Below are 9,458 nucleotides of genomic sequence, written 5' to 3'. Positions count from 1 at the left end.
CTTCTTAAAATTGACGTCCCGCTCAGATTTAACCGTCTTCTAACTTCTCTTACCGGTATCTTATCAAGAAGCATTTGTACAGCCTTGATTTTAAATTCGGAAGAGTAGTAGGTTTTTTTAGTTTTAACATTCAGGCCATCTTCACCTTGTGCCTTATAGTTTTCAATCCATAAGCGGATGGTTTGGAGATCTACATTAAATTCTTGTGAAAGGATTTTATATCCTTTACTTCCCTCTAAATAAGCTTGAATGACTTTTAATTTTAACTCTTTTGAATGCTTCGGAATTGGCATAGAGCACACCTCATAAGTTTTAAAAGTCTAACTTATGGGGTGCAGTTCAGGGCGGAAGGGGGACACCTTCGGGTGTGCTGGTTCTGTATGTCCAGTCTGCTAACCTCTTTTCGTCCTGCCACCATTATTTAGCAGTAATTGTGGTAGAGCTTCTAATACATACAGGAGTTCGCACATGCGTACTATTTTATCTATCTCATTGGCAACCTTTGCCAAAATCTTTGACTCTATACCCAACTGGTCTTTAAAACGGTTTAATCGACTCTAGGTTTTAAACCATAGGTCATTACGACTAAAAAATCATAGCAACAATAAAACCCGAGATAGGCGAGCACACCTTTTCGTGCGGCTTTTGCATGCCTGTTTTTAGCGCTCAATTTAAGAGCGACGGCATTTCTATCTCTTTTATTTACAACAAGAAATTATTTTAAACGGTATACATGAAAAATTTAGAAGCTTCCTTTCGAGCGACGCGAGCGCTATACACAGCAGCAGAGTTATTTAAACAACATGGCTTCAACAAGGTCGGGGTGGACCGAATTGTTCGCGAGGCCAAAATGACTAAAGCCACCTTTTACAACTACTTTCACTCCAAAGAAAGACTGATTGAAATGTGTTTGTTGGTTCAAAAGGAACAGTTAAAAGAAAAAGTGCGGGCGGTAAGCGAGGCTCGCCAATATCCAGATTTGGTTCATCAACTCAGGCAAATTTACCTTTTACATGCTGACCTAAAAGGTGCCTATTACCTTTTGTTTAAAGCGATTTTTGAAATTAAAAAGCTTTATCCAAATGCCTATCAAACTGCACTCAGATATAGGCGCTGGCTTAAAAATGAAATTTTTTGGGTACTGAGGGAATCTAAAAAAAGAGCCACATATGAAGAGTCTGATATTTTTGTATTTATGATTGATGGCGCGATTTTTGGACTTTTAGGTTCAGATCAGGCAAAGGACAGAGATACATTGCTTGAGTATTTTTTAAAGCGGGTTTGATAGGGGAAGGCCCGACGGGAGTTGGGCTTTTAGTAGCTAAAAGAAATTTTTTATATTAAAGATTGCGAAACTCGTTTTTGCTTAAGAGTGGAATAAATGATAAAACACAAAGGATATTAATCCCTATTTTTCAATAAAATTTATTAAATATGAACCCAAAAACTCCTTGTATTAAATCAAATAAATTAAGTGAACTAAATAATTGTAATGTATGGCTAAAAATGGAATCTTCACAGCCAACAGGTTCTTTTAAGCAAAGAAGTATTGGTAATGCTTGTCAGCAATATGCAAAAAGAGGTGCAAAAAAATTTATTAGTTCTTCTGGGGGGAATGCTGGGATTTCAGCTGCTTACATGGGAAATAAATTAAGTATTCCTGTAACTGTTGTTGTTCCTGAAACAACTTCATCACAAGCCATAAATCTCATGCAGCAAGAAAATGCAGAAGTCATTGTTCATGGGAAATCTTGGGTTGAAGCCAATGATCTCGCTCTAACTTATGTAAATTCAGAAGCTGTATATATTCATCCTTTTGATGACCAATATTTATGGGAGGGTGTTGCTCATATTATTGATGAAGTAATTTCAGACGGTGTAAGACCAGATGCAGTTATTTTATCTGTTGGCGGTGGAAGTTTACTCTCAGGAATTAGCCAAGGTTTAATAAAAAATTTACTTAATATTCCTATCTATGCTGTAGAAACAGAGGGAACAGCTTCTCTAAATACTTCTATCAAGACTGGTCAGCATGCGAAGTTAAATGAAGTAACTGGAATTGCTACAACACTCGCTGCTAAACAAGTATGCGAAAATGCTTTTAAAGTTTCGCAGGTTGAACAGGTTATTAGTTTGACTGTTTCAGATAAAGAAGCTCTAGCAGCTTGTTTTAATTTTTTAGATGATCATAGAACATTAGTTGAGCCAGCTTGTGGTGCGACTTTATCCACTTTGTACAATAAAAAATTATCCTTTTCTCCAACTGATAATATTTTAGTTATCGTGTGTGGAGGGGCAACGGTCACTTTGGAACAGCTGTTCAAATATTCGAAAGATTTAGCATTAGAAATATGAAATTTCTAATATATTTTAGAATAGATGCAAAATATTTTTAGTCTTATTCCCCGATAAGTAAAGGTTCTAATGAAGCATAAATTAATATTTATTTTCTCCATTATTCTCATAATTACAGGTTGCGGTAAAAAATATAAGATTACTCCAGAGGACTTGCCAGTTGCCTATATTAATCAAGAATATCAACAAATTATTAGGATTTCTGGTGGGAAAGTTATTGATAAATACGCTGAATTAGAAACTAATATACCCGAAGACCTAGGCGTAACAGTTAAACCTGTTGATGACTTGGATGGATATAATGTTATACAAATCAAAGGAACCCCTAAGCACAAAGGAGAATATAGAATTCATATAAGAGCTGATTTCTATGCAGGTGGTGATGCTGAAATTGACAAGACATATAACTTTATTGTCCAGGATTAAAAATTATCGCAGAGTCGGGAAATAGCAAAGTAGAGAAATTGGTAATGACGGTAAAATTTAGACAATATTTCTTAATTTTTATTTTTGGATTATTACTTTCCGCTTGTCAGCCAACCGAAAAGCATGATGAAAATTTGACTTTGAATCAGCCGTCCTACACTTTGCATATGGGTGAAAAAGGTATTCAAGATTTTTCAAAATATAGTGATGGAAATGTCGATAATCACCCAGCTGGCGTTAGCTTTAGAGAACTTCAATTTTCTCCTCCTAACTTAGGAAAATTAACTATAGAGAATGGTTCTAACACTTTATCGATTGAGCATGTTTTCTCTGTATTAGGAACTCAATATGATAAAAATGAAGGGATCCAAGTTTTAGATATTGATGCTGGCCTCACAAAAGAAGAATTTGCTACCCCAGAGCAGGTTTATCAAAGCTATGTAGCTTTAATGAAACGTATTAATCAGGCTGGTTGGAAAAACTATTTCTTCACAGATGCTCCGCGTATCGCTAAAGAAGATAATATTAAGCATCTATCGAAAAGTCGTGATGTCATTGACCCGAGTTATATTTTTAGCTTTGAGGAGTGGAAAAATATAATAAACAACAGCCCGACAAAATCATTGGGTTATAGGTTGTATGCTAATGGGGTTATTTTAGATATAAGTTTAAAAAGAACAGCTAAAAATGAGCGGAATGAAGAACAATATATGCTTAGATTTAGCTTTCAGAGTGTTCGTTACAATGAAAGAGACTCAATTCCTGACTCTGATAAAATGACACCTAGTGAATTCGAGCAAGCATTTAAAAAGAGACTAATTAAAAATAAAAAATATCGGGAAAAGGAAGAAAGAAAAGCTAAGGCTGAGGGTTATCATATAGATGAAGAATATATAGATCCTGATGTTTGGCCATATGTTAAGTAAATCTTTTTAAAATAATAAAAAGGCTTAAACTACTTAAATTTAAGCCTTTTAAATAATACTATTTTTAGCTTCCACACAAAACCAATTGTTTAATCTTCACAGCTTTCTCAAAGTGATCTAGCTTATGCTCCATAATCCACCAATGCGCTGCTTCCATCAGTAACTCAGGGTTATCATTCTTATTTTTAAAAAAAGCATAAAAAGATAGACCGACATTGTCTCCCTTCTTTTCAATTTTATCGTCGCATCCCTTAATAAAAGTTTCTCTTAATTCATTTCTCATATTTAGTATCACTTCAAGTCTATAAAACTAAGACGGCTTATTTTGCTCGCCCCATTGGCACATCATATCTAACAAAGGAATTAAAGATTGCCCTTTTTCTGAAAGTCGATACTCAACCTTTGGCGGAATTTGAGGATATTCCTTGCGAGTAATCAGTCCATCTCTTTCCAATTCTTTAAGCGTATTGCTGAGTGTTCTAAACGAAATATTGCCAATACAACGTTGCATCTCATTAAAACGCATGACATTTTTTTCATACAGCCAATACATAATAATCATTTTATATTTGCCATTAATCAAAGAAAGAGTATAGCCAAAACCCGTATCTTCTAATGGTGTATATGAAGGAATGCACTCAGTCATTTTTAAAATCTACACTATCTTTTAGTATAGTATATAACATAAATTACCGTACTTATATTTAGGAAAGCACACTTCTATAATCGATTTATCAACTTTCCGATAAGAGTGTTTTCATAATGAAAAAGACATTAGTCATTGTTACCCATCCTCACATAGACCAATCTGTTGTAAATAAAAGATGGGTAGAAGAACTAGAAAAACACCCAGACCAATTTACAGTTCATCAAATTTATCAAGCCTACCCAGACGGGGTGATTAATGTTGCCAAAGAACAAGCACTAGTCGAAGAACATGAAAATTTAGTATTTCAATTTCCAGTGTATTGGTTTAACTGTCCACCGCTATTGAAACAATGGATTGATGAAGTTGTGACGTATGGTTGGGGGTATGGTTCAACAGGCGATAAGCTTAAAAATAAAAAGTTTATGTTGGCTTTATCTGCGGGTGTGCAAGAAAAAGTTTATTCAGAGTCTGGTGAATACAAGCTTTCTTTAGAGCAGATTTTGACTCCATTTAAGCTAACGGCTTTATATGTTGGGGCGGACTATCAACCACTTCATGCATTTTATGGTTTAGACACCAACCCTTCTGAAGATGACGATGTTCCGACTCAACAAGATATAGAAGATAATGTGATCGAGTATGTTCAGAAGTTATTCGCGTTGTCTCAGTAGGTTTAAAAAGGGGGAGGCCTGAATGTGGGGTTGGTAATAAGATTATGTAATACTTATTCTTAATAAAAGGAGATCTGAAAACTCAGGATCTCCTTTTTGTCATAGAAATAACTTTTCAGAAAATTAATCTAAATTGTATTTTGTTTATAAGCAATTTCTATCAATTCAGATTCCTCTTCTTCATTGAGCTTTCTTTGAATTAATTCAATAATTTCATTCAAATCTTGAGCTGCTATAACTTCTGAAACTGAAAGAGACAAGTTGTAATTAAATGAAGAAAACTCAGTTTCAAGCGCACTAATAAATCTAACAGTACCAAGCGAGGCCAAGCCATTATCATTTAAACCAAGATCTCTGCTAACTTCCAAGCCAGCTATATTAGTAGCCGTTTTTAATACGATATTAGCAATATCTAAGGCAGGTTGTTCCTTTAGTTTTTGTTTTCTGGCTATTCCCAAAAGTTTCGAATAAATGTTATGAAGTAAGCTATCAAATGGTTGAACTAACTTTGCAAAGAGAACAACTAAACCTACAAGATAGAAGTACTCATACCATTCTACAGGAACCGGTTCTGGGCTAAACCAATAGAAACTCTTACGATGTTCCCACCAGTTCCACCAATGTCCATGACGTGTAATCGCATAGTACCATTGCCCCACCATTTGATGAAATAGAAAACAAGCATAAGCTGTAGGAGCAAGAAATTGAGATAAAGGGCGTGCTCTTAAAATTCTAGCTGTTAAACCTTTTCCTGTACTAATTGCAAAAATCCATAGGAGAGTTAGAGGTGCAAATGAACGACTATAAATTTCGTCCCAAATTCGATTCGTAATTCCTGGATCAGAATAACTATTTGCCTCTTCAGGTCTCATGAAATAAAAGTCTACAGGAACTTTTGTAATTTCAGGGGTTAAATGAAAATAACCCTGCGAAACATGAGCAGCCGCAACACAAAGAATAATTATAGTAATACTATCTGCAATATAACCCCAAATTTGAGAACGTTTTTGTTCAGTTGGTCTAATTGCATCATATAAAAAAGCGGCTCCGATCCCTAATAAGAAATATATCATCCAGAAAGGCGCGAACAAGTAAAACCCTAGTCCAACAGCATTATCTTTACCAGCTTCTAGTATTTGAGATGCGGAAGGCGTTGTCTTAATTCCCGTAATAGTGTCAAAAGGTCCATATCCCACAAAATCAATAGCATACCCATACCAGAAACCCCATAGGATAATCATATTGATAATTAGTCCAACACCTATGTAAAGTAATATTTTATTTATATTACCTCTATTCTTGTAGAGTGCATTATAGGCCAGTGGAAAAACAACTAGGCACTGGAAATACATGGAGATAAACCATAAATAGAATCCTATAAACCAGCTTGCTCCCCAGAGTGGTGTTGCTTGAAGTCCAGTTAAATAAATTATTAATGATGAAATTACATTACCAGTCCATGAACTTTCTATTAATGGTGTACCTTGACAATATGGAGCCGTGCTATGTAAAGATGCCCAAGAAAAATTAGAAATGAAAGTTGAAGGTTCACAACTAACGAAGAGATTCGCCATTGCAAATATAATTGCCAATACATATAAAGGATACATTACAGCAATTTTTGATTTCACAAACGCGAATTTCTTTTGGATTAAACTAGGCATTAATATAGCTAAGGAAAAACCAGCTAATATAAAGAAACTGTTAACATGCCATTGGAATTGACGTAAATTATTAAAAGCATCCCATGAATTATTAGACCCAAAATGCATGAACATAACATAACATGCGAGAATGAATCTAAATCCTGCTATTGAGTCCCAATCTACCTTAGGTTTATCCGGTGAAATATTTTTAGTTAATATTTCTTTATTTGTATTTAAGCTGGAATTGGCTGGGGATTGGGTTGTAGTAATCTGAAGTGCTTGTGCCATGGAGTTGCGTTTGTATTTCTTGCTATTGGTCATTGGCAAATCTGTTTTGTTTGCGGTAGTCCATATAGAAGGAATTTTATGAATAGCAACTCCCTGTTCAATTAAAAATTTTCTTAATTGACCTGCCCACGTTTTTAAATTTTCCTTATCAAATTTGGGGTCGGAAGAAACAATTACGCAGCCAACTTCTTCTCCATAAATCTCAGAAGGAACGGGGAAGCAGATTGCAAGATCAATACCCGCGTAACCGATTAATTTATCTTCTATTTCACTTGGAGAGATTTGTTCTCCACCTCGTTTAATTAATTCTTTGGAACGACCCTTTAATGTCAAGTTACCGAGATTATCTATTTGTCCCAAATCTCCCGTTAAAAACCAAACCTGTTCTTTAATTGCATTTGGTAACTTCATTAAAAATCTAGAATTTTGATTAGCTTCTGAATTATCCTTGTATCCTGAAAAAACTGTATCTCCTGAAATAGCAATTTCACCAGTAACTCCGTATGGTTGTGGGAGTAGAGTTTCTGAATTAACAATTATTAAAGAAGCGATTAGTGGTACACCAACAGAACCTTCTTGAATATCCCAACTCATTTCGGTTTGGATAGGCTGCGAAATTGGCATTAATTCTGACATGCTATATGTAGGTAGGACAGGACAGTCATAAGTGCGCATTAGTGCAATTCGATCTTCTTCCCTAAGAGCTGCAGCGCCTGAACGTATTAGCCTTAAATTATGTTCAGTCCATATTCCATCTTCATTCAAATACTTTTCATTATTTTGCTTAAGATATTGTAAGGTAGCAACATGAATGGTGGGTACGCTAGAATACCATGTAGGTTGAGGGCTTGATTCTTTTAAAGCTTCAACCATTAATTGTGGATTGTATAGACCGTCACATGTAATTGCAGCACCAACTGATAAACTAGCTAGAATTGAAGCTGATATTCCTCCGATATGATCTAATGGCATCACGCTATAAGTAATATCAAACTCATTAATTCCAATACTATTCGCTAAGATCGTGCTATTTAGAACTAAATCCTTTTGTTTTAGAGGAACAATTTTTGGAGTAGAGGTAGTTCCAGAAGTTCGTAATAATAAACAGTCATTTTCCGCAGATGACAATAAAGGAGGTAAAGATTCAAAATCTTTTAATGAGTTTTTAAATCTAAATAGGCCAGGAGCCTCATTACCTAGTATTTGAACATAGTGGAGTTGTTTACTAAGTTCAGCACAATATTTCTCACAAGCAGTAATCACACTTTTGGCATTTACATTTTCAAAAATTACAATGTGATCTACTTGGAGTTGTTTTAAGGCTTCTAGTGTCTCGTTTTCTGTCATCGTTACAGAAAGAGGGACTGCACATGCCTGAGCTGCTATTGTAAGAAAAGTAACAGCACTTTCAGCACTACCACCTGGAGGGGCTACATAAGCTATAATTTCGTTGTCTTTAACCCCTATTCTTCGAAGATCACCTTCACCCTTTGGGCTAAGAAATGCTAGCATCTGACCATATGTAGTACATAAACTTTGATCATTATTACGTGCATGCCTAAATAATGGCGCAGTAGATGTCCTTTTAGATAGTAAATCTACAATAGTATGTGGCTGATCTTTAGTACTAATATATACTTGAGTTGCTTGGTACTCATCGAAAACTTCTAAAGAGCTAAAGGTGCAAGATGGTCTCAGCATACTGTTCGAACTGTTTTTTGGTACTTTATTTTCAAGCGACTCTTTTATACTTTTTTTAATATGATCCGGTACATTACTATTAATTTCATGTCCACCATCTAAATATATTACTTGACTTATAATGCTGCTATTTTCTAGAACAAAATTTTCAGAATAACTTTTTTGAACATCATGTTTTCCGATTAAATAAATAATACTTTGTGTTTTAAAATCATCTTTTCTTTTCGATAGACCTGCTAATCTACGAAGCTCTGAGATTGAGAGAGTAGAACCAACACATGCATAAATTAAATTTTTAAAAGGAAGTTGTGTAGAAATATCAAAAGACAACTCTCTTCCTAAATGACTTTTTACTGCTTCGAGCAAAATGGGATCATTCGGTAGATTGTTGATTAAATCAATAATATAACCGCCTTGACTAAAACCATAACCTATATCAAATGGGCCATATTTTTCAATAACTACTAAAACTTTTATAATAGCTTCACAAATATTTTTTAAAAGAATTTCGCTATTAACTTCATGCCATTGAGCTTTAGGTGGTAACCAAGAATACCATTCTTCATTAATAATATTTGTTAATTCGGATAAACTAACTTCTGGTGTATCCACAGAAATAACACCATTAATATAGGTTATACTATAATTTTCATTAACAATTCCTAAATTTTGAAGTTGAAGCTCCGTAACTAATTTATTACTCCCCATTCCATGAAGAGCTAAAACTTTTTGTTGCACCGGTATTTCTTTATCAAACATTGTAGTTTCCGTTTTTAAAGAGATTTTTATAAAAACA

General features: G+C 34.6%; 9 protein-coding genes. 5 read left to right on the top strand and 4 right to left on the bottom strand.

Translation table 11 applies throughout. The annotated features are described in order from the left end of the window. Window positions 1-293 (bottom strand): helix-turn-helix domain-containing protein (locus J655_RS23165; RefSeq protein WP_032053321.1); only part of this gene is annotated, 293 nt, incomplete at its 3' end. 440 nt (window positions 294-733) lie between these two features. Between J655_RS23165 and J655_RS23160 the strand changes: the two genes are divergently transcribed. From J655_RS23160 to J655_RS23145, 4 genes are all read left to right on the top strand, one after another. Further along, window positions 734-1,285, top strand: a complete 552-nt coding sequence (locus tag J655_RS23160; protein WP_032053319.1) for a TetR/AcrR family transcriptional regulator — start codon at window positions 734-736, stop codon at window positions 1,283-1,285. A gap of 149 nt (window positions 1,286-1,434) precedes the next feature. Next, window positions 1,435-2,355, top strand: a complete 921-nt coding sequence (locus J655_RS23155) for a pyridoxal-phosphate dependent enzyme (RefSeq protein ID WP_032006637.1) — start codon at window positions 1,435-1,437, stop codon at window positions 2,353-2,355. Between the two features lie 69 nt (window positions 2,356-2,424). Beyond that, on the top strand, window positions 2,425-2,781 hold the full coding sequence (locus J655_RS23150) for a hypothetical protein (RefSeq protein WP_032006638.1): 357 nt from the start codon (window positions 2,425-2,427) through the stop codon (window positions 2,779-2,781). 44 nt (window positions 2,782-2,825) lie between these two features. Continuing rightward, window positions 2,826-3,707 (top strand): hypothetical protein, encoded by an 882-nt coding sequence (locus J655_RS23145; protein ID WP_032006639.1) that lies wholly within the window; start codon window positions 2,826-2,828, stop codon window positions 3,705-3,707. Window positions 3,708-3,771: 64 nt separating this feature from the next. Here the strand turns inward: J655_RS23145 and J655_RS23140 are convergent, their stop codons facing one another. Both J655_RS23140 and J655_RS23135 read right to left on the bottom strand, forming a co-directional pair. Beyond that, on the bottom strand, window positions 3,772-3,990 hold the full coding sequence (locus tag J655_RS23140; protein ID WP_017481771.1) for a DUF6500 family protein: 219 nt from the start codon (window positions 3,988-3,990) through the stop codon (window positions 3,772-3,774). 27 nt (window positions 3,991-4,017) lie between these two features. Then, the gene (locus J655_RS23135; RefSeq protein ID WP_005300806.1) at window positions 4,018-4,353 is read right to left on the bottom strand and encodes a winged helix-turn-helix transcriptional regulator; all 336 of its coding nucleotides are present in this window, start codon (window positions 4,351-4,353) and stop codon (window positions 4,018-4,020) included. A 116-nt stretch (window positions 4,354-4,469) separates the two neighbouring features. Between J655_RS23135 and J655_RS23130 the strand changes: the two genes are divergently transcribed. Further along, on the top strand, window positions 4,470-5,027 hold the full coding sequence (locus J655_RS23130) for an NAD(P)H-dependent oxidoreductase (protein WP_017481770.1): 558 nt from the start codon (window positions 4,470-4,472) through the stop codon (window positions 5,025-5,027). A gap of 128 nt (window positions 5,028-5,155) precedes the next feature. Here J655_RS23130 and J655_RS23125 read toward each other — a convergent pair whose 3' ends face one another. Continuing rightward, window positions 5,156-9,421 (bottom strand): AMP-binding protein, encoded by a 4,266-nt coding sequence (locus tag J655_RS23125; protein WP_032042268.1) that lies wholly within the window; start codon window positions 9,419-9,421, stop codon window positions 5,156-5,158. Window positions 9,422-9,458 lie beyond the last annotated feature (37 nt).

It is taken from the genome of Acinetobacter sp. 1294243, assembly GCF_000588015.1.
Lineage (GTDB): Bacteria > Pseudomonadota > Gammaproteobacteria > Pseudomonadales > Moraxellaceae > Acinetobacter > Acinetobacter pittii.
The sequence above is the reverse complement of the archived record's forward strand: the minus strand, read 5'-3'. Positions and strand labels throughout refer to the sequence as shown.